The sequence below is a fragment of the Paenibacillus sp. HWE-109 genome (assembly GCF_022163125.1).
GTDB lineage: Bacteria > Bacillota > Bacilli > Paenibacillales > NBRC-103111 > Paenibacillus_E.
In genome coordinates, this window is record NZ_CP091881.1 from 3,717,196 (window position 1) to 3,736,319 (window position 19,124).

The 19,124-nt window shown below is 46.8% G+C and carries 19 protein-coding genes and 1 other RNA gene; 1 reads left to right on the top strand and 19 read right to left on the bottom strand.

Features of this window, described 5'->3' with window-relative positions; all coding sequences use genetic code 11:
• Positions 1-143: 143 nt before the first annotated feature.
• Positions 144-2,105 (top strand): S8 family peptidase, encoded by a 1,962-nt coding sequence (locus LOZ80_RS15835; RefSeq protein WP_238172289.1) that lies wholly within the window; start codon positions 144-146, stop codon positions 2,103-2,105.
• Positions 2,106-2,203: 98 nt separating this feature from the next.
• Here LOZ80_RS15835 and rnpB read toward each other — a convergent pair.
• The 19 genes from rnpB to LOZ80_RS15930 all read right to left on the bottom strand — a co-directional run bounded on the left by rnpB (position 2,204) and on the right by LOZ80_RS15930 (position 19,114).
• Positions 2,204-2,621, bottom strand: an RNA gene (rnpB, locus tag LOZ80_RS15840) — RNase P RNA component class A.
• Between the two features lie 54 nt (positions 2,622-2,675).
• Positions 2,676-3,785 carry a Nif3-like dinuclear metal center hexameric protein gene (locus LOZ80_RS15845; protein ID WP_238172290.1) on the bottom strand — a complete coding sequence of 370 codons (1,110 nt, stop codon included), beginning with the start codon at positions 3,783-3,785 and terminating at the stop codon, positions 2,676-2,678.
• On the bottom strand, positions 3,761-4,525 hold the full coding sequence (locus tag LOZ80_RS15850; protein WP_238172291.1) for a tRNA (adenine(22)-N(1))-methyltransferase: 765 nt from the start codon (positions 4,523-4,525) through the stop codon (positions 3,761-3,763). The genes LOZ80_RS15845 and LOZ80_RS15850 overlap by 25 nt, the downstream gene beginning before the upstream one ends.
• 3 nt (positions 4,526-4,528) lie before the next feature.
• Complete coding sequence (locus LOZ80_RS15855; RefSeq protein WP_238172292.1) at positions 4,529-5,359, bottom strand: hypothetical protein; 831 nt, start codon at positions 5,357-5,359, stop codon at positions 4,529-4,531.
• Positions 5,360-5,471: 112 nt separating this feature from the next.
• Positions 5,472-6,587: an RNA polymerase sigma factor RpoD gene (rpoD, locus tag LOZ80_RS15860; RefSeq protein ID WP_028558036.1), complete on the bottom strand. Its 1,116-nt coding sequence runs from the start codon at positions 6,585-6,587 to the stop codon at positions 5,472-5,474.
• 36 nt (positions 6,588-6,623) lie between these two features.
• Positions 6,624-8,471: a DNA primase gene (dnaG, locus tag LOZ80_RS15865; RefSeq protein ID WP_238172293.1), complete on the bottom strand. Its 1,848-nt coding sequence runs from the start codon at positions 8,469-8,471 to the stop codon at positions 6,624-6,626.
• A gap of 50 nt (positions 8,472-8,521) precedes the next feature.
• Positions 8,522-8,986: a YaiI/YqxD family protein gene (locus LOZ80_RS15870; protein WP_189006350.1), complete on the bottom strand. Its 465-nt coding sequence runs from the start codon at positions 8,984-8,986 to the stop codon at positions 8,522-8,524.
• 90 nt (positions 8,987-9,076) lie between these two features.
• Positions 9,077-9,892: a pyruvate, water dikinase regulatory protein gene (locus LOZ80_RS15875; RefSeq protein WP_189006352.1), complete on the bottom strand. Its 816-nt coding sequence runs from the start codon at positions 9,890-9,892 to the stop codon at positions 9,077-9,079.
• A gap of 184 nt (positions 9,893-10,076) precedes the next feature.
• On the bottom strand, positions 10,077-10,826 hold the full coding sequence (gene recO, locus LOZ80_RS15880) for a DNA repair protein RecO (RefSeq protein ID WP_238172294.1): 750 nt from the start codon (positions 10,824-10,826) through the stop codon (positions 10,077-10,079).
• A gap of 45 nt (positions 10,827-10,871) precedes the next feature.
• Positions 10,872-11,024, bottom strand: a complete 153-nt coding sequence (locus LOZ80_RS15885) for a YqzL family protein (RefSeq protein ID WP_238172295.1) — start codon at positions 11,022-11,024, stop codon at positions 10,872-10,874.
• 100 nt (positions 11,025-11,124) lie between these two features.
• Positions 11,125-12,024, bottom strand: a complete 900-nt coding sequence (gene era / locus LOZ80_RS15890) for a GTPase Era (protein ID WP_238172296.1) — start codon at positions 12,022-12,024, stop codon at positions 11,125-11,127.
• 6 nt (positions 12,025-12,030) lie between these two features.
• Positions 12,031-12,453 carry a cytidine deaminase gene (locus LOZ80_RS15895; RefSeq protein ID WP_443147067.1) on the bottom strand — a complete coding sequence of 141 codons (423 nt, stop codon included), beginning with the start codon at positions 12,451-12,453 and terminating at the stop codon, positions 12,031-12,033.
• Positions 12,454-12,476: 23 nt separating this feature from the next.
• The gene (locus tag LOZ80_RS15900; RefSeq protein WP_238172298.1) at positions 12,477-13,181 is read right to left on the bottom strand and encodes a diacylglycerol kinase; all 705 of its coding nucleotides are present in this window, start codon (positions 13,179-13,181) and stop codon (positions 12,477-12,479) included.
• Entirely contained in the window at positions 13,181-13,714 is a 534-nt protein-coding gene (gene ybeY / locus LOZ80_RS15905; protein WP_238172299.1) for an rRNA maturation RNase YbeY, read from the bottom strand. The genes LOZ80_RS15900 and ybeY overlap by 1 nt, the downstream gene beginning before the upstream one ends.
• Positions 13,715-13,746: 32 nt before the next feature.
• Positions 13,747-15,975: an HD family phosphohydrolase gene (locus LOZ80_RS15910; RefSeq protein ID WP_238173003.1), complete on the bottom strand. Its 2,229-nt coding sequence runs from the start codon at positions 15,973-15,975 to the stop codon at positions 13,747-13,749.
• A gap of 40 nt (positions 15,976-16,015) precedes the next feature.
• Positions 16,016-16,981, bottom strand: a complete 966-nt coding sequence (locus tag LOZ80_RS15915; protein ID WP_238172300.1) for a PhoH family protein — start codon at positions 16,979-16,981, stop codon at positions 16,016-16,018.
• Between the two features lie 6 nt (positions 16,982-16,987).
• Positions 16,988-18,181 (bottom strand): sporulation protein YqfD, encoded by a 1,194-nt coding sequence (gene yqfD, locus LOZ80_RS15920; protein WP_238172301.1) that lies wholly within the window; start codon positions 18,179-18,181, stop codon positions 16,988-16,990.
• A gap of 39 nt (positions 18,182-18,220) precedes the next feature.
• Entirely contained in the window at positions 18,221-18,499 is a 279-nt protein-coding gene (gene yqfC, locus LOZ80_RS15925) for a sporulation protein YqfC (protein ID WP_238172302.1), read from the bottom strand.
• Positions 18,500-18,655: 156 nt separating this feature from the next.
• Entirely contained in the window at positions 18,656-19,114 is a 459-nt protein-coding gene (locus tag LOZ80_RS15930; RefSeq protein WP_238172303.1) for a hypothetical protein, read from the bottom strand.
• Between the last annotated feature and the right edge of the window lie 10 nt (positions 19,115-19,124).

The following is a 19,124-nucleotide window of genomic DNA, read 5'->3' on the forward strand; positions in this document are numbered from 1 at the left end:
CCATAAATTGACCTGAAAAGGTATATGTAATCCGCCAGTTTCCGTGCATAAAACAATCCGCTGCTCCTAACTCTAAGGAAAGGTTATTTGTTTCGTTCATTTCTTTCATTGAATGCGAAGCCAGCCTAGAAGGAGGTTTGTTCATGCGGCGATATTTATCTACTATTACTCTAGCTCTTGGTTTAGGAATCATCCTCTTTCCCCATCACTCTAATAACGAGACCAAACCAGGCCCGGAAGTGTATAGCGCAAAGTATGAGACGAATTCGAAGTTAGCTCTCCTCGAGCAGGATGTGAAGCTGACAGACGATTTGTGCAGAACTCAATGCTCAACCGACTATGTGAAAATGATTTCCCAGATCGAAGGCGGAGAACCCCCTGACAAGGTCTTAACCAGCATGAAATCTGCACACGAGAAAATGGATGTGCTCATATGGACGAAACGCAATCAAACCATTGAGCAAGGGGTAAAAGCCGGAGAAATACCTGTTTCTTATAAAGAGCAAGCTGCTGCTTATTTAGCCGAAGCCAAAGCTGCGGCTGAATCGGGAAGACACTACCAATCCCCGAAATTCGGCGCTGGACAGCAAGTTTATTTTGTCCAAGGACTTCCCGCATCGAATGGTGAGAACTCGCTGATTGGCGTCATTCATCAAGATATTTTGCATCAAGTGACGGATCATCAGATGAAAAATTTGCGCCTTGAACCTTATCCCAATGAAAATAGATGGAAAGTGGAATCGGTCGATACCGATACGCTGAAAGATAAAGTGGTTGATCATCCGGAAGATAATCAAGGAACCAGCCATTATCACCAAAATGAAGTTGTCGTCAAATTCAAGCAAGACCCTACCGAAGCACAACTGGCACAGATCAAAAGTGAGATTAAAGCGACATCTGTTCAAAAAATCGGTTATACCTTTGTCTTCCGCACGGAAGGTATGGAAGCCAAAGCCCTTATGGCTTATTTCGGCAAATGGGATGTTGCTTATGTTGAGCCTCACTTTCTTTATCTAACAAATGACTATTATGATGATCAGGAAGAAGATACGACCGATACGACTAAGACCGATTATACAAATTCACAGAATTCACAAACGTCAAGCATAGCGCCAAACTTCAAGCCGAATGACAATTTATTCAGCAAATATCAATGGAATCTCCCTCTGATTGAAACCGTCGAAGGGTGGCAATTCAATCGCGGCGCCAAAGATGTTATTGTCGCTGTTGTTGATACGGGAGCTGATCTGCAGCATCCTGACTTAAAGGGGCAACTGCTGCCAGGCTACAATGTGATTACCGGCAACGATCAACCGCAAGATGATGTGGGACATGGCACACATGTTACAGGCGTCATTGCTGCGATCGTCAACAACAATCTGGGTGTTGCGGGGATGACCTGGTACAATAAAGTAATGCCGGTCAAAGTGTTGGATCAGACAGGTGCAGGCAGCACCTACTCCGTTGCTCAAGGGATTATCTGGGCAGCCGATCATGGCGCCAAGGTGATGAATTTAAGCCTCGGGAATTACGCCGACTCCGGATTTCTGCACGATGCCATCAAATACGCCTATGACAAAGACGTAGCGCTCATCGCGGCGAGCGGCAACGATAATACTGAAAGACCAGGCTATCCCGCTGCTTATCCGGAAGTATTCGCCGTAGCTGCCAGTGATTCAGAAAATAAAAAAGCTCCTTTTTCCAACTACGGTGATTATATTGATGTGACTGCGCCTGGTGTAAGCATTGCGAGTACGTATCCTGACAATCAATATGCGGCTTTATCCGGGACTTCGATGGCAAGCCCTCACGTCACTGCTTTGGCAGCGTTGATCCGCTCCACGAATCCCAATTTGAAAAACACTGACGTATACCAAATTATGAGAGACTCAGCTCAAGACTTGGGTACAACTGGGTTTGACAAATATTTTGGCTACGGGCTGATCGATGTCTCCAAAGCCATCCAATTGGCCGAAAAACGAACAACTACTAGCTTTAATTGGTCGAAAAACTGGTTTACGCAGCGGTTCATTTCCCAGAAATACGCGTGGAGACCCAATGACAATAACTTAACGAAAACCAGCGAATCCAAAACTAATTTCTGATTCATCAGGCTGCCCTGAGGTTTACGAACCTTGGGGCAGCTTTTTGCGTGACCAAAATAAATACCCGCAAGGCCTAAGCCTTGCGGGTAACCGACAGTATGGAAAGTTTGCCGTAAGCCGGGTTCTGTACTTCCGGTGGTCATAGCGGGCGTCTGTCCCCTGCCACCATTGAAGCGACAATCATCTATCTAGGCCATACATTGCTGCACAGCTCAAGCGACCAACCCGAACGCGTCTCAGGCGAAGACTGCCGCCTCGAAAGCGGCTAGCGTTCCTCTAGGTCTTGCTCCAAGTGGGGTTTACCAGGATCTATGTCACCATAGAACCTCGTGGTCTCTTACACCACGGTTCCACCCTTGCCTGATCTTGTCCGAAGACAAGCCATCGGCGGTCCATTTCTGTGGCCCTATCCTTCAACTCGCGTTGACTGGACGTTATCCAGCACCCTGCCATATGGAGCCCGGACTTTCCTCTCGCTGTGGCTTACCCACAGCCAGCGATTGTCTGTCAAACTTTCCGACGCATTTGCTAGTATACTAGGAATGCCTTTGAATTACAACTCTGTTTGATCTATAAAAACTGGAAAGGTTCTGTATCAACCTCGGATGCGAGCACCTGCGTCTGGGTTTTGGTCAGTTGCGCGGCGAGATAATCGGCCACGCCGCGCTTCATGATCTTCTCGACGTTGTGCCCAACGTCGATCAAGGTCAACCCCGCAGCCAGCGCATCGTGTGCGGTGTGGTAGTCGATATCGCCGGTGATCAGCACATCGGCGCCGGCAAACATGGCGTGCCGCATGTAGCGGCCGCCAGAGCCGCCCAGCACGGCCACCTTGCGGATGGGCCGTGTTAGATCCCCGACGACGCGCACTGCCGGCACGTCGAAAACCTGCTTCGCGAGCTCGGTCAGCTCTCGGAGCGTCATGGCCGCGGGCAGCTTGCCTACGCGCCCCAGACCGAACACTCTACCCTTGAGGTCCATCGGGTAGAGGTCATAGGCCACCTCCTCATAGGGGTGGGCCTTGAGCATGGCTTGAACCGCCTTGCGCTGGACGCTGGCGGTTACAATTGTCTCCACGCGTACTTCCTGTACGCGTTCCAGCTTGCCCGCTTCCCCGATAAACGGGTGCGTCCCTTCCTGCGGCAGGAACGTGCCCGTGCCGGGGATGTTGAAGCTGCAGTGGCTGTACTGCCCAATCCACCCCGCGCCCGCGGTGAATAAGGCATCCAGCACCGCCTGATGATGCGTCTCAGGGACGAAGACAACAAGTTTCTGCAGTTTCTCGGTATGCACATCTTCCAGATGCGAAAGCTCCGTTAAGCCAAGCTTGTCCGCCATCATATCGTTGACGCCGCCTTCGGCCACATCCAAATTCGTATGGGCAATATAGACCGCGATGTCATTCTTGATTAATTTCTCATATAAACGGCCTGCCGGTGTATCCGTTTGAAGATGCGCGAGCGGCCGGAAAATAATCGCATGATGGGCGATTATCAAATTGGCTCCAAGCTCAATCGCTTCTTGAACGACCTCATCGGTAACATCCAAGGCGACAAGCACTTTTTGAATTTCCTTTTGCAACGAACCTAACTGCAAGCCAATTTTGTCATCCGGCATCGCATAGTGCTTGGGTGCCAGCTGTTCGAACAGCTGAACTACGGTTTGACCTTTTGCAAACATGCGAGTACCTCCTTGATCTCATTCATTTCCTGTCTCACTTGCGCCGCTTTCTCGATGGAAGTTTCCGCAGTTGATCGACCCAGTTGATCCTCAATCATCGCCAGCTTCCTTAATTCACTTTCCCACTTTGCAAACCATACATCCGGTGCTTGATGAATCAAATATGGCCCCATCTGAAGCAGGCGCTCCTGTGAAACCTTTAAGCCTCCTGCAAGCAAGCGTTCTGCGTACAGGTCTGCCAGCTTTGCTTTCTCTTCTGCGGGTACAGCAACAGCCGTTAGAATTTCATAGATTTTGCCGTCTTCCTCCAGTATGGTTTCCGACTCCAGTTTCCACCCTTGTTCTAACAGCCAGCGTCGAACGTGGTCTTCGCCAACATTCGGCTGCAAAATGAGATGGGTTACTCCTGTAAGCTTATGTTTCCCTGCCTCCAGAATGCTTGCCATCAGACTGCCGCCCATGCCGGCAATTGTGATCACATTCACTTCACCTGCTTCAATCACAGCTAATCCGTCGCCGGATCTTACACTTATTAGTTTAGACAAGCCGCTCTCAAGCACCTGCCTTGTTGCAGCTTCATAAGGTCCTGGATTCACTTCACCAGCCACAGCAAACAAAATAATACCCCGCTGAGCCAAATAAGTTGGCAACAGGGCATGATCCGATCCAATATCCGCGACTTTGGAACCTGCAGGAACACGATCTGCAATCATTTGCAATCTTTTCGATAATTTCACCATACGTTACATTACCCACTCTACCCATTTTTTACGAAACAAAAATAATGCGATGCCCGCAGAGACTAATTTAGCAGTAAAAGACAATTGGATGACGCGCGCTGTCATATCGACATCGACTAAGAATGTCATAGCCTCTGGCGCAAACCAAGCGATGCCGCCAACCAGAAGCAATACACCAGCAGCTTGCTTATTCGTATGATGCGCAAGCCAAGCAATCCATATGAGTACAATACTCACCGGTATCCAACTGAGCTCGAGTGAGAACCAGCCTGGACTCTCCAACTTATGCAGAAGCAGCCAGCCATAAGTGCCTACTAAGCCCAACCAACCGCAAAGCTGAAAAATCGCCATACGTCCTACAAGGCCATTAAATAACCATACAACGCTACAGAAAGCTAAATATCCTACATAGGCATAGGATGACTGAACTTCATGTATATCCATCAAGTATAGACCAAGAAGCAGCAATGCAACCGAAGCAACCCCACAAAGCAGATAGGAAACTACAGGAGCTTTCGTGAACTGCCGGTAAGCAAACCCATAACAAATGATGACAAAAAGCGTGGAAATTCCAATTTGCATTGGCATTCCAAAAGAGTTAAAATTAAGAGCAGATAAGGCCAGAGCGGCAATCACCGCCATAATGACTAACCATATTTTCCAATTACTGTTTGCTACCGAGGTTGCGGATACCCCCATTAATGAAGCCGGTTTAGGCGTCGCCTCATCCACATACAAATTCAATAGAAAATCACAATAGTGCTCGGGAAGCAGCTTGCTTCTGCGCCAATGATCGATTTCCCTTACAATCACTTTTCGTTTCTCAGCATCCATTTCGTCGCTCACCTTCCTAGCTACTTTATCGGTGATTTTACCCTTAATTTTTAGACATAATTTTCATAAAAAAAGACCCCGCCGAATTTGGCAGGGCCCTCTCACAGCGTCTTTATTCTAAGAAATCTTTCAAACGTTTGCTGCGGCTTGGATGTCTCAACTTACGCAACGCTTTCGCTTCAATCTGACGAATCCGCTCACGTGTTACGCCAAACACCTTACCGACTTCTTCCAATGTACGGGTACGTCCATCATCAAGACCGAAACGCAAGCGAAGCACATTCTCTTCTCTTTCCGTCAACGTATCCAGGACATCCTCAAGTTGTTCCTTCAGAAGTTCATAAGCAGCAGCATCTGCCGGAGCCAATGCTTCTTGATCCTCAATGAAATCTCCCAAATGCGAATCGTCTTCTTCACCAATTGGTGTTTCCAGCGATACCGGTTCTTGTGCGATCTTCATGATTTCACGAACTTTGTCGGTACTCAAATCCATCTCTTTGGCAATCTCTTCCGGGGTTGGTTCGCGCCCCAGTTCTTGCAGCAATTGACGAGAAACACGGATTAATTTATTAATGGTTTCGACCATATGTACGGGAATCCGAATTGTTCTCGCTTGGTCAGCAATGGCGCGAGTTATCGCTTGACGAATCCACCACGTCGCATAGGTACTGAATTTGTAGCCTTTGGTATGATCGAACTTTTCAACGGCTTTAATGAGACCCATGTTTCCTTCTTGAATTAAATCCAGGAAAAGCATGCCGCGGCCTACATATCTTTTGGCGATACTGACAACGAGTCGCAAGTTCGCTTCTGCCAAGCGTCTCTTCGCTTCTTCGTCCCCATTTTCGATCCGTTTGGCTAAACCAACTTCATCTTCCGCAGAAAGAAGCGGTACACGACCAATTTCCTTCAAATACATCCGAACTGGATCATTAATCTTAATTCCAGGCGGCAAAGCCAGATCATCATCGAAGTTGAATTCATCGCGTTCGTTCTCTTCCGGATTCATCGAATCCTCATCAGATTCATTCCCAACATCGATACCTTGCTCTGAAAGCTGTTCAAAAAACTCATCGATTTGTTCTGGATCCTGATCGAAGGGAGCTAATTTCTCCATAATATCCTTGTAAGTAAGTGAGGACCGCTTTTTCCCCTGCTCAATAAGCTGGTCTTTCACCTGGTCCAGGGTCAACTCTGTCTCTAGTTCTGTACGCTGATCATTCGCCATAGTACGGACTCCCTCCTCCCTAGTCATTCAGCAATTCTAAGTTGACTTCAATCGTTTTTCTAGGGCGATAATTTCAATTGCTATTTGTGCTGCTCTTAGATGGTCGCCCGCGCGCTCGGCGCGAACTCGTTCTTCTTTCTTGCGTTCAACTTCATCTTGCATAGGAACTTTGCGAATTTGGCGAATATAGTCGTCAATCACTTGTTCGTTCATTCCATGACCAGCTCCCATCATAACAATGGAACTAGCCAAGCTCTCCAGCTGTTCGTCTTGCAGCATGGCAATGTATCGGCTTGCATCCGGCTCAGCATTCTGAGCGTAGTAAGCATATAAATAAGCAGCTAAGACTGCGTGAGCTTCAACATTGAACTGATCACCCAATTGTGCTTCCACGTGGGTACAAACATCTCGATCATGCATCATTACAGCAAGAATTAATCGTTCTGCATTGTGATAAGCGGGCAAAAGAGAAGGCGTTTTCTTACGTGTTCGTTCCGCTGTTCTCCCATTATTCATAACATTATTCCACAGAATTGGTTTATTATCCCCATCCGGTCGGTTTTTTTCCGATTGCAGCAAGATTTCATGAAGGTCAAGCTTCATGGCTTCATACGAGGAATCTGGGAATTCTGACGCCAATTGTTTCAAATAATGTTCGCGCTCCATCGGCGAATGGAGATCACTGATTAATTTTACAGCGGATTGCAGATAACGAAGTCGGTCACCGTCCTCATGCAACTTAAAATTTCTGCGGATATACAAGAGTTTATATTTCATCGATGGTACGGCAGGTTCAATGATCTCCCGCACGAATCGGTCAAAACCATAATTTCTGACATAATCATCAGGGTCTTTGCCATCCGGCAGCATAGCCACTGTTACTCGGCTACCCGTTTCTTCCAAGATCGGAATGCTTTTGAAAGCTGCAGATTGTCCGGCATTATCCCCGTCATAACAAATGACGATTTGGTCGGCATTGCGGTTCAGCAAAGCTGCATGCTCCTTGGTCAAAGCGGTCCCCATTGTAGCGACACCATTGCTAATTCCAGCTTCCCAAGCTTTGATCACATCCACATAACCTTCGAAGAGCACAGCTTGTTGAAGCTTTCGCATATTGGGCCTGGCTTGGTGAAGGTTGTACATCGTTCTGCTCTTGTTGAACAAAATGGACTCCGGACTATTCAGATACTTAGGCTGCCCATCTCCCATTGATCTGCCGCCGAAAGCAATCACTTTGCCAGTAGCGTCACAAATAGGAAAAATAATGCGTTCGCGAAATTTATCGACATAGCCGTTTCCTTCATGTTTGGCTGAGAGCAAGCCGCCCTTCTCCATGAGTGCCAGATCGAACTCACGTTTCTCGAGCTGTTGAACGAGTGTATCCCACATCGCTGGAGCATAACCAATCTGAAACGTATCGATCAGCTTATCCGAAATGCCTCGTGATGCCAAATATCCTTTGGCTACTTTGCCTTGATCCGTATTGCCAAGAATGTAATGATACAGTTTCGCCGTAAAATCATAAGCCTTCAGTAAAGCAGCTTTCTCTTGCTGCTGCTCGTTCTGCTCCTCGGTGGCTTCTTCCCATGTGATGGGAATATCTGCTTCCTCGGCAAGCTTGGTGATGGCTTCAGCAAAGCTTAGCCCTTCAATTTCCATAATGAAACGAATTAAATTGCCGCCTACATTGCAGCCAAAACAACGATAAATTTGTTTCTCTGGTGTAACTGTAAAAGAAGGACTTTTTTCGGAATGGAAAGGACATAATCCCTTCATATAGTGCCCTTGTTTGCTCAAATGCACGTGCCTGCCAATGACATCAACGATGTCATGGCGCTTGAGTACAGCCTCAATGACCTCTTCAGGTATGCGTCCGTACCGCATTTTTTATTCCACCTACAATTCAGGTCGCTTTTCCGACTAATTACTATTCGCTACTCATTTTCGATTTCCTGCAAATATTTTAAAAGTTTTGTCAAACCATGTAGAAAATTTTTACGATCTTCCTCTGTGAACGGTTTTGGACCCTTGGTATGCTTGCCGCTTCTGCGCATTTTTGCCGATACGTGGCGACGTTCCAATAGGAAATCAATCGAGCTATTGGTATATTCCTGCCCTCGATTCGTCAAGCATATAGAACCCTTTGCCAATCCCAAGGCGGCGAGACCGAAATCCTGGGTGACCAGAATATCTCCTGGCTTAATCTGGTTGGCGATGTACAGATCAACAGATTGGTCCGATCGGTCAACTTGAACGACCTTCACGCCAGGGTTTTCCTTCATCCGATGATCAAAAGAGGCAACTAGCACAACTTGTACACCAAACTGCCTACCTGCGTGCTCAATTTCAGATTTCACGGGACAAGCATCGGCGTCAACGATGATGCATCTCGTTCGCATGTGAATCAGCCCCTGCCCTTAAATGAAATCTCACCGTACTATTATATACGATGGACTTGCAAAAAATCCTGCTAGGATAAACATAAAATCCTACTGGATTCGTTCAATATGATCCATAACCAAGCTTGCTGTTTCTTCGACCGCACGATTTGAGACATCAAAAATCACACAACCGATTTTGCTCATAATTTTATCAGCAAAAGCCAGTTCTAATTTAATACGTTCTACATTCGCATAGGTTGCATTTTCTGCAAGTCCAAGTGTACGCAGACGTTCCTGGCGGATCACATTCAATTTATCAGGATCAATGCGCAATCCAATAATCTTGTCTTTGGGCACGGTATAGATGGCAGCGGGCGGCTGCATTTCAGGGACTAACGGCACGTTGGCCACTTTGAACCTTTTGTGCGCAAGATACATAGATAGCGGCGTTTTTGAAGTTCGAGATACGCCTAATAGGATGATATCGGCCTTTTGAATCCCGCTAAAGTCTCGCCCATCGTCATATTTGACTGCGAATTCAACGGCTTCTACCTTTTTGAAATAATCCTCATCCAACGGATGAATCATGCCTGGTTGTCTGCGCGGTTCCTGTCGAAGTGCTTGCCCAAGCGTCGCAACGACAGGTCCCAAGAGATCGATATGTGGAATATCATATTGTTGCGCCTTCGTTATCAAGTCGTCTCGCAGCTCTGGTATGACTAAGGTAAAGACAACAATACCGCCATGAATGCGAATGGCATTCACTACTTTATCAATACCCTCAAAATCATGGATAAACGGCGCTCTTACAATCTCCACCGGTGCAGGGTGAAACTGCATGGCAGCCGCGCGTACGACCGACTCTCCCGTCTCCCCAACAGAATCAGATACGACATATACCCGAGTAGGTAATGGATGGTCCATCTTTCCTTAGCCCCTTTCAGCAGGGACGAGGCCCTACATTGTCAATAGTATGTAACGGTTATGAGAACAGAACGAAAGCATAAAAAAACTCACCGATATGCGGGCAGCACAAGGGCGAGGTGTTTTCCACCACATCATAGCAGACGCAAAATCACATGTCAAATCAACACATTGGCCGCAAATGCTATATATTATATTTCTCCATTTGTTCAATAAATCCTCTTGATTTCCATTGCACGCCAATGTGTACATCCATATAAGCACGCATACAGGCTTTCAACTGGTTTTTCGTTTCATCCTTCACCTGAACTGCACCTAATCTGCGCATATCCATCCGAGGAAACAACTTTAATAGTTTGTACGTCCCTTCCCCTATAGGAAGCGCAGCCGGATCTTTATAGCGGCAGCGTGTGCAGAGCGTCCCGCCCATGGCAGGGCTAAAACTAACCATACCGGTTGTTTCCCCGCAGAATACACAGGCATCTGTCACAGGCAAATATCCAGCCAAATCAAACATTTTCATTTCATACAGGTGAACGACAATTTGCATGTCCTTCCCTTCTTGAATAGCCATTAATCCTGCTTTGAGCTGTTCAAATATATATGCGCTTCCTTCTTCCTCGCCTAGCATACGATCCGTCATTTCAACCAAATAAGACGCGTGGGCAGACATATGAAGGTCTTCCCTCAAGGCATGATGGGCTTCAATAATCTCAGCGCTATTAAGCGAACCCATCTGACCTCTTTGTTTAAAAAAAACAAAATCGCCGTACGTAAAAAGCTGCGTAACGGCGGCATGTCTACTTTTCACTTTCTTCGCACCCCGAGCCATAACGCCAACCTTACCCAGCTCGGGGGTGAACAGACTAATGATCTTGTTCCCCTCTCCATAGTCCATACTACGGAGCACGATCCCCTGTACACTACGCAGCAAATGATTTCCCCCATGAAATGCCGCTCTGGTCTTATGAACATTTATTTACATATTCAGACCCTCGAGCGGCTCTTCGTTACTTTGATCCTCTTTCTGCACTTCGGTATCCATTCCCGGCTCACCGGTTACTTGCTTGTACAGTAAGTAGGCGTCTACATCACCGGTCTTTGAAAAATACGTCCACGAAAAGTCTTTCATGTTCAGCATCCTCCCCATCGAACGTGATGTTCATAGGATGTGCAGAGAATGCATCTCTATGCGAGACAATAATTGGAACTCTTTAGGTAATTGCAATTAATTAATCGTGACGGAACCCCAGATCACGAAGTACTCTATCTTGATTTCTCCAGTCTTTTTTCACTTTGACCCAAAGTTCTAAGAAGGTTTTGGAACCAAGCAGCGTCTCAATGTCTCTACGTGCTTGTCTGCCAATCTCTTTGAGCAAGGCACCTTGCTTCCCGATTACGATTCCTTTTTGGGAATCTCGCTCAACAAAGATTACAGCTGAGATATGAACGACGCCGTTCGGCTCGACACGCATATCTTCGATCTGAACCGCTATGGAATGCGGAATTTCTTCCCGCGTCATATGCAAAATTTTCTCGCGCACAAGCTCCGCACAGACGAACTGCTCTGGATGATCCGTAATCTGATCTGCAGGGTAGTATTGGGGCCCTTCCGGCAAATAGCGGATAATTTGTTCCAGCAAAGTTGTCACGTTATTCCCTTTGAGCGCAGAGACCGGCACGATCTCAGCAAAATCATACAGATCCTTGTAATTCGTAATCACGGCTAACAAAGCTTCAGGCTGCACCATGTCTATTTTGTTCAAAACCAGAATAACAGGTGTTTCAATCAGCTTTAACTGTTCGATAATATAACGGTCTCCGCCGCCAATGCCATCGACGACATCAACCAAGAACAGAACGGCATCAACTTCTCCAAGCGTACCATGAGCAACTTTACTCATATAATCGCCTAATTTGGAAGTCGGTTTATGAATACCAGGTGTGTCCAAGAATACGATTTGGCCGCTAGCTGACGTATAGACACCATGGATCTTATTTCTGGTGGTTTGCGGTTTATCGGACATAATGGCAATCTTCTGCCCGATAATTTGATTCATAAGCGTTGATTTCCCTACGTTCGGACGTCCGATGATAGAGACGAATCCTGATTTAAATTCTTTTTTAGCCACTTCTAGTTATCCTCCATTTGCGTGCAAATCTTTCGTTGTAAAAGCGCCCGGCAATAAAGCGGACACGGTTGTTTCTGCGAAATCCCCTTGGAGACTGCCCAAATACACCGGCATATCCGGCGCGCAGAGCTCAACAAGCACCTGACGGCATACGCCGCAAGGAGAAATCGGCCCATCTGTGTCTCCCATCACGGCGATGGCTTGGAATGAACCCGCTTTGTGCCCATCGGCAATAGCTCGAAACATCGCCGTGCGTTCTGCACAATTCGTTGGTCCATAGGCTGCATTCTCCACATTGCAACCATAATGTACATGACCGTCTGCATCTAGCAGCGCGGCACCTACCTGAAAATTCGAGTAAGGGGTATATGCGCGTTTCATTGCTTCTTTAGCATGTTGAATAAGTTCTTTAGGATCCATCGAAGACAGCCTTCTCTCCACATATAATAAGGTTATAGCATGTTTAGGCAGGAAAAAGCGAGGATTGTTACAGCGACACCAATTAATGCCCCCAGAAAGAGGGCAGGAAAAGGTCGCGTCTTTTTATCATATAACATGACAAAAATAATGACAGCCATCGTATACGCAAGCAAAGCTACGATGGTTTGTGAGACGAAAATAGCCATTACCGTCGCAATGGCAAAAGCAATAGCCGTCAACAGGCTTGGCCGAACCAGCTTCCCTTTGTCTGAGAACCGGGTTTCAATAACGATGACGGTCAAAACAACAAGAGCAAGCAGCACCCAAATCGTACCTGCAGAAATTTGGGTTTCATCTAACCTGGATCTACGCAGCAGGACATCGATTGGTTCATAGAACACAATCATGCCAACGATGACGGCAAATCCTGCGGACACCAAGACAGACGCCGCGGCGACGTCCTTCGCTATTTTGGCTAACGGATGGCGGTCTGGCATCGCCAAATCCACCGTTTTTTCTACAGCCGTATTAATTAGTTCCGTCACGATCATTAATGTAACCGCTAATAATATAAACAGGATATCCGTTTTGGGCAATTGAAAAAAAAGGGCGGCCAGTAAAACAAGAAAAGCAACGCAAAAATGGAACTTCATATTGCGTTGCGTATCCAGAGCATATTTGATTCCTTCGTAGGCGTACCTGAAGCTTCTGCGCCATTTACGGAAGCCGTCATTCATTAGCGTGTCAAACCTGCCTTCAGCAAAATATCCTCCTGCTTAGCAAACATGACTTTCTCTTCTTCCTCACTTTGATGGTCGTAACCGATCAAATGCAGAAAGCCGTGAACGAACAGAAATCCAAGTTCTCGCTCCACGGAATGACCATACTCTTCCGCTTGCGCGATCGCGCGTGGAACCGAAATAATGATATCGCCAAGCGGCTCAATGAAGGATTCGGAGACCATCTCATCGTCCTCCAACCCTTCGGTATCCGCACCATCATCCTCATAGTTGATCTGAATTTCATCTTCACCGAACTCACTCATCGCGAAGGATAGCACATCCGTAGGCTTGTCTAAGTCGCGGTATTGCTTGTTCAGCTCTTGTATCGCTTCATCATCAACAAAAGTTAATGCCACTTCTCCAGCGGCGATGCCTTCAAGCTCACCTGCCAAACGCAGCAATTCTTCCACTTTCCCGATAAAAGATGGCGTGATTTCTTTCACTTCCTGCTCACTGCTCCACTCAAGCGTCAAATCTAAGCTTGCCATTCCTGTTGTCCTCCTTTGTGAGCTTCTTATCTTTATGTTCCTGATTTCTTGGGCGCTAGTTCACTTGGATATTCAATCCGAGAGTGAAAAATGCCTAACAAGGTTTCATTTAATGTCTTCGCGATCTTATCGAGTTCTTTGAGTGTAATATCACACTCATTGAACTGACCATCATCCAAGCGGGATTTGATAATCTTGTGCACCATGGAGTCAATTTGTTCAAGCGTTGGGTTGCGGAGCGAACGAACGGCTGCCTCAACACTATCCGCAATGCCAACGATAGCGGCTTCCTTGGATTGGGCCTTGGGCCCTGGATAGCGGAAATCCTCTTCGCGGATCTCCTTGTCGCTGCCTTCTTCCTCCGCTTGCTTCATCGCTTTATGATAAAAATAATGGAGCAAGGTTGTCCCATGATGCTGCTCGGCGATATCCCGAATCGGTTTCGGCATTTTGTAGTCCTTCAGCATTTCCACCCCATCCCGCGGATGGGCAATGATGATGGACTTGCTTAAATTCGGATCGATACGGTCATGCGGATTCTCTATATTCGTTTGATTTTCGATGAAATAGCTTGGTCGCTTCGTCTTGCCGATATCGTGATAGTACGATCCTACACGGCACAACAGCCCATCCGCTCCGATGGACTCGGCAGCAGCTTCCGATAAATTCCCTACCATAACACTGTGATGATACGTGCCAGGCGTCTCTGTCAAAAGCTTGCGCAGCAGCGGATGATTCGGATTGGAAAGCTCCACCAGTTTAAGCGGTGACAGAATGCCGAAAGCAACTTCAAAAAAGGGCAGCAAACCGATAACAAACACGACGGTAAGCAATCCGCCTGCAGCTGCGAATGACAGCGATATCAAGGCTTCCTTCTGTTGAAAGTGATCTTCCATCAGCAGCATGGATGTAATCGTGAGCATCGAGAAAAAAGCTATCATAAGACCAGCCTTCAATATCGTAGCACGTTGACTGGCCCTTTGAATCGTAAACACAGCGCTAAAGCATATGACTAAGCTGACTAATCCGTAACGGAAATCAAAGAGCAATGTATGCTCCGTATTGAAAATGATGCTTGCCATCAGTGAGAATAACACCGAAGAAACAAAAGCAAGCGGCGCATCAAGCAGGATCGCAATTAAAATGCTGCCCAAAGCTGTAGGAGCCAAGTAACCAATATACGGATAATCCAGATTTTGAACAAGAGAAATAATTTTCATACTGATAACATTGATGAGAAAAATGAGAATCAGCATAACCAGTTGAGAGTTGTTGTATTTAATCGGCAGTGAGCTCTGTTTGACAAACATAAACACTACCAAAGACAACAAGGCCGCAAGTATACTCAACCCCAACTGAGGCAAGTAATTGGCTTTATCCTTCAATAATTCCAACTTGTCCAGTCTGGCATATATCTCTTCTGTGATCATATCTCCGACTTTGACCAGCACATCATTCTTGTTGATGTAGACCGGCTTGACGTTCTCGCGCGCTTGACCTTTCGCATCATCTGTCCCTTTTTGATCAAAAAATTTATTCGGTGTGATAACGACTCGCGCGATCTCCGTCACCATTTCACGCGAAGTATTTTTGGTCAGGTTGGATGTGTTGACGAGCTCGGCTACTTTGGCTCTAGCCGTTTGTGCGTCCAATATTTGGTCATTCATCAACTTCGCGACAATATCCTTCGTTACCGGACGCATAGCAGCCAAATCTTCTTTAGTCATCCGCGGCAGCTTAAAATAGGACTCTTCAGGGAGCTGATATTGCTGCTCGGCAAGACCTGTTTGTATTTGCTCAAGCAACGGGACATTGTATTGACCGCTAGCGCGCAGCGATTTGATCGAATCATTCTCCAAGTCACTGATAAGCTGGGGAATCACACGACGATAAATGCTGACCTTGTCATCGAATTTGACTTCTTCATCCGCATTAATTTGCAATAATTTATCATAAATGGCATCAATCAGCGTATCATTCTTGAGATTGACAATTCGATACACAGGCTGCACACGTTTGGCCGCGTCTTCTTTCGCCTGCTCTGTCGCAATTGCGTTCTCAATTTGTCTTGGCGCATAGATCGTCTTTTCACTGGTTGTTCCGAGTACAATATCATATACCTGCGGTACAAGCTTGGCATATAGTGACACATAGAAGCCGAAAGCCAGCAAGAGAAACAACAGTACCCGAATACCAGTACTGTATTTCCATCCGCTTAACTGGTAATGAAATTTGCCTTTCATTTGCACTTCATTTTTCATCACGGAGGTCATTCCTCTCTACCTAACAACCCGCCAACAATCACTTTTCGTTCTCGGCATTATAGGCAACAATGATTTTCTGAACGAGCGAATGCCGAACAACGTCCTGCTCATCGAAATAAATAAAGCCTAACTCCTCAATCCCGCTAAGAATCCGGTTCGCCTCTACCAGACCCGACGATTTCCCGCGCGGCAAATCAATTTGCGTGACATCTCCGGTAATCACCATTTTGGATCCGAAGCCAAGTCGTGTCAGAAACATTTTCATCTGTTCAGGTGTTGTGTTCTGGGCTTCATCCAAAATTATAAAGGAATCGTCCAACGTTCTGCCTCGCATATAAGCGAGCGGAGCGATCTCTATCAGGCCTCGCTCTAGGGATTTGGCGACTTGTTCAGGACCTAGCACATCATTAAGAGCATCATACAATGGGCGTAAATAGGGGTCAACTTTTTCCTGGAGATCTCCCGGCAGGAAGCCAAGGCTCTCTCCCGCCTCGACGGCAGGCCTCGTTAACACGATTCTCTTGACGGCGCCTTCTTTCAATCGCGTAACAGCCAGAACAACAGCCAGATAGGTTTTCCCTGTCCCCGCCGGGCCGATACCGAAGACGATATCCTTCTTCTTGATCGTTTCTACATATTTGCGCTGTCCAATCGTTTTGACACGAATCGGTTTCCCTTTGTGTGTCGTTGTAATTTCGCCTTTGAATAAATCCAGCAATTGATCGGCTTTCATCTGTTTGGCCAGCTCAACTGCATAGAGGACATCCCGCTCTGTCAAGGTGTAATTGTTCCTTATGAGCTGGAGCAGAACTTCAAAAAGCTGCTGAAGTGAGTTTACTTCCGCAGCTGCACCTTGTATCGTTATTTCAGCTTCACGCGTAAAGATCTGTGCAGGAATTTCCGCTTCGATGACATGCAGGAACTTGTCCTGAGGACCGAACAGAGCTAGTCCCTCAGCCGGATTTTTCAATGTAAGTTTGACTGACTGCGCATTTTCTACCAACAGGCCTCATTCTCCTCGTATCACAATTGGTTGTTCTTCGGCGATATTTTCTTCGACTTCAAAATGAACGTCTATATAAATTTTACCATTCTCTGTTTTTTCATGCAAAATTTTTTCACCTACGAGCCTAGCATCCGCGCCTGAAGCCGCGAGTAATTTGGCTCTAGCCTGCTCCAAGCCTGACTTTCTGGCATTGGCTGCCTCAATCGGCTCTTCTACGAGATTCACTTCCATAACCTTCTCATGCAACCAGCCTATCGGCAAGGCCCAAGATCGCCAAGCGACCGACTTCCTTTCCGGAATCGTTTCGAAGTGCTCAAACCTCATCTTTCCGTAACCGCTTAGCTGCAGGGCTCGCGTACCCCATACGAGGTAATTGCGGTTCGCAGTCTCTCCTGTGTAGACTTTATATGTTTTCGTAAGAGGCGCTTCAATTCGGGAGGTATACCAGACCACTCCTTTTACTTTTCCCTCCGCGACAACAACTTGATTGTTCTGCTCGTCGCCAATTGTGCCCGAGATCAGCACGTCCCCTTTTCTAACATACGTATTCGGCTTTACCAGCGGTTTTCCTTTATCCGAAATAATCTCCGTTACCAAAGCATTTTTGGATGCGACCAAGTTTCTTGGGTTCATCAATTTGCGGGGATCGGGAATCGTCGCCTCCACTACTTTTATTGTAACATGAGTACCGCGAATTTCCACGCCCACCCAAGCTGTGCCCGGCAGCAAACTTTGAATATCACGTGACAGCACCTCTGTTTTTTTCAATTTCAGCTTCCACTGGAACATATGAATGCCTTGCTTGGAGGCAGCTTCAAGAATTTGCGCATCCGTAATGCGGTCATTCCCTTCCACGCTAATTTGCCATACAAAGGATGTCAACACATAGATGCCAATGATAAAAGCAGCCATGCCTCCGAAAAAAAACTTTCTCCGCCCCAGTCTCTCCATAAAAAAAGGAAGCCCGTACCGTTCCAGTACATGCATCCTGCAGCCTGTCCGTTTCAGCAGCGGCTTAAGCCGAAAGAAATCTTTTATAAGTATATTGCACTCCAGCTTCCCTTCCGGTGTCGCTTGAATATCCCATATGGAGAAGCCCTTCTCCATCATGGGATTAATGAGCCTCTCACACTCGCTGCCTCGTATTTGAATGCGCACATACCCTCGCAAACGGGTTATGAACATGGATTGTTTCATAACTCAGCCTCCTGTGTTCTTTGGTCTCGTATTGTTCATCTATGGCACATACTTCACATTGTCGATCCAACCTTCAATAAAAACTTCCTCAGAGAGAATAGCTCGAATAATCAAGTTTTTCCCTAAAACTTCTAACGTCCCCTTCGTTAGTTCAAGCTTCAGATTCTCACTTGAAAAATGAAGCACGCCCCGGTGATTCTCAACATAAAGCTGTACGTTGCCGATCATCGTAATTCGCGGCAAGTCCTGTACCACATCCTGGGGAAGATCGAGGATTTTGGCCGTGAACTGGTTCCATTTGCGGGTCAAGCGACGCATAGCTGGGCAGTACCCCCTCTAACTAGATGATCATGACGACAGATGAAGTGCATAGACTTTCTACCAAATTATGCGGGCATAGCTGATTTTATGTGAAAAACCTGCAAAGCAAAGAACGCCCCCTCGATGTCTCGAGAAGGCGTTCTATAAGGACTTTTACCTGCGATATGGTTTCTTCGAGCGGGGTGGACCCAGAATTTCAGCCCAGATCACGCCTTGCATCAGTTGGTCTTGCTTTACCTCATCGGGAAATGCACTCGATGAAGCAATCGCATTGGCATAAATCGGGGAATTTTCCGTGTTCCCTTGCACAGTGGATCCAAAAGGCGAACCTTTGGATTTGGGCATTGCCGCCTCAGGTTTGGCCGCATGGGACCGCCCAAAATCGTCCGCTGTGCGGTTTGGAGGCTCCGTGCCGCCAAAGCTTCGCGATGCTTCGTTCGTCGCTTCAGACGGCCTTGGGACGCGTGTAGTCGTCTCTCCAAACGAAGGCATCCCTCGCTTAGGCGATCCTGACGCTCCACGACTGCGCTTGCTGCCGACTTGATAGAGAAACGTTATTGCGATAATAACCAGATACCAATGTTTAAACAGAAATGCGAGGAGTTGTTCCACGAGATCACCT

Excerpts from the sequence above, each read along its gene's own strand:
- LOZ80_RS15835 (WP_238172289.1), top strand. The coding sequence starts at position 144 with ATGCGGCGATATTTATCTACTATTACTCTAGCTCTTGGTTTAGGAATC.
- LOZ80_RS15885 (WP_238172295.1), bottom strand. The coding sequence starts at position 11,024 with ATGAAAGACTTTTCGTGGACGTATTTTTCAAAGACCGGTGATGTAGAC.
- LOZ80_RS15910 (WP_238173003.1), bottom strand. The coding sequence starts at position 15,975 with ATGAAAAATGAAGTGCAAATGAAAGGCAAATTTCATTACCAGTTAAGC.
- rpoD (WP_028558036.1), bottom strand. The coding sequence starts at position 6,587 with ATGGCGAATGATCAGCGTACAGAACTAGAGACAGAGTTGACCCTGGAC.
- dnaG (WP_238172293.1), bottom strand. The coding sequence starts at position 8,471 with ATGCGGTACGGACGCATACCTGAAGAGGTCATTGAGGCTGTACTCAAG.
- LOZ80_RS15875 (WP_189006352.1), bottom strand. The coding sequence starts at position 9,892 with ATGGACCATCCATTACCTACTCGGGTATATGTCGTATCTGATTCTGTT.
- LOZ80_RS15870 (WP_189006350.1), bottom strand. The coding sequence starts at position 8,986 with ATGCGAACGAGATGCATCATCGTTGACGCCGATGCTTGTCCCGTGAAA.
- LOZ80_RS15850 (WP_238172291.1), bottom strand. The coding sequence starts at position 4,525 with ATGGTGAAATTATCGAAAAGATTGCAAATGATTGCAGATCGTGTTCCT.
- yqfD (WP_238172301.1), bottom strand. The coding sequence starts at position 18,181 with ATGAAACAATCCATGTTCATAACCCGTTTGCGAGGGTATGTGCGCATT.
- ybeY (WP_238172299.1), bottom strand. The coding sequence starts at position 13,714 with ATGGCAAGCTTAGATTTGACGCTTGAGTGGAGCAGTGAGCAGGAAGTG.
- LOZ80_RS15900 (WP_238172298.1), bottom strand. The coding sequence starts at position 13,181 with ATGAATGACGGCTTCCGTAAATGGCGCAGAAGCTTCAGGTACGCCTAC.
- LOZ80_RS15845 (WP_238172290.1), bottom strand. The coding sequence starts at position 3,785 with ATGTTTGCAAAAGGTCAAACCGTAGTTCAGCTGTTCGAACAGCTGGCA.
- LOZ80_RS15855 (WP_238172292.1), bottom strand. The coding sequence starts at position 5,359 with ATGGATGCTGAGAAACGAAAAGTGATTGTAAGGGAAATCGATCATTGG.
- yqfC (WP_238172302.1), bottom strand. The coding sequence starts at position 18,499 with ATGCGTCGCTTGACCCGCAAATGGAACCAGTTCACGGCCAAAATCCTC.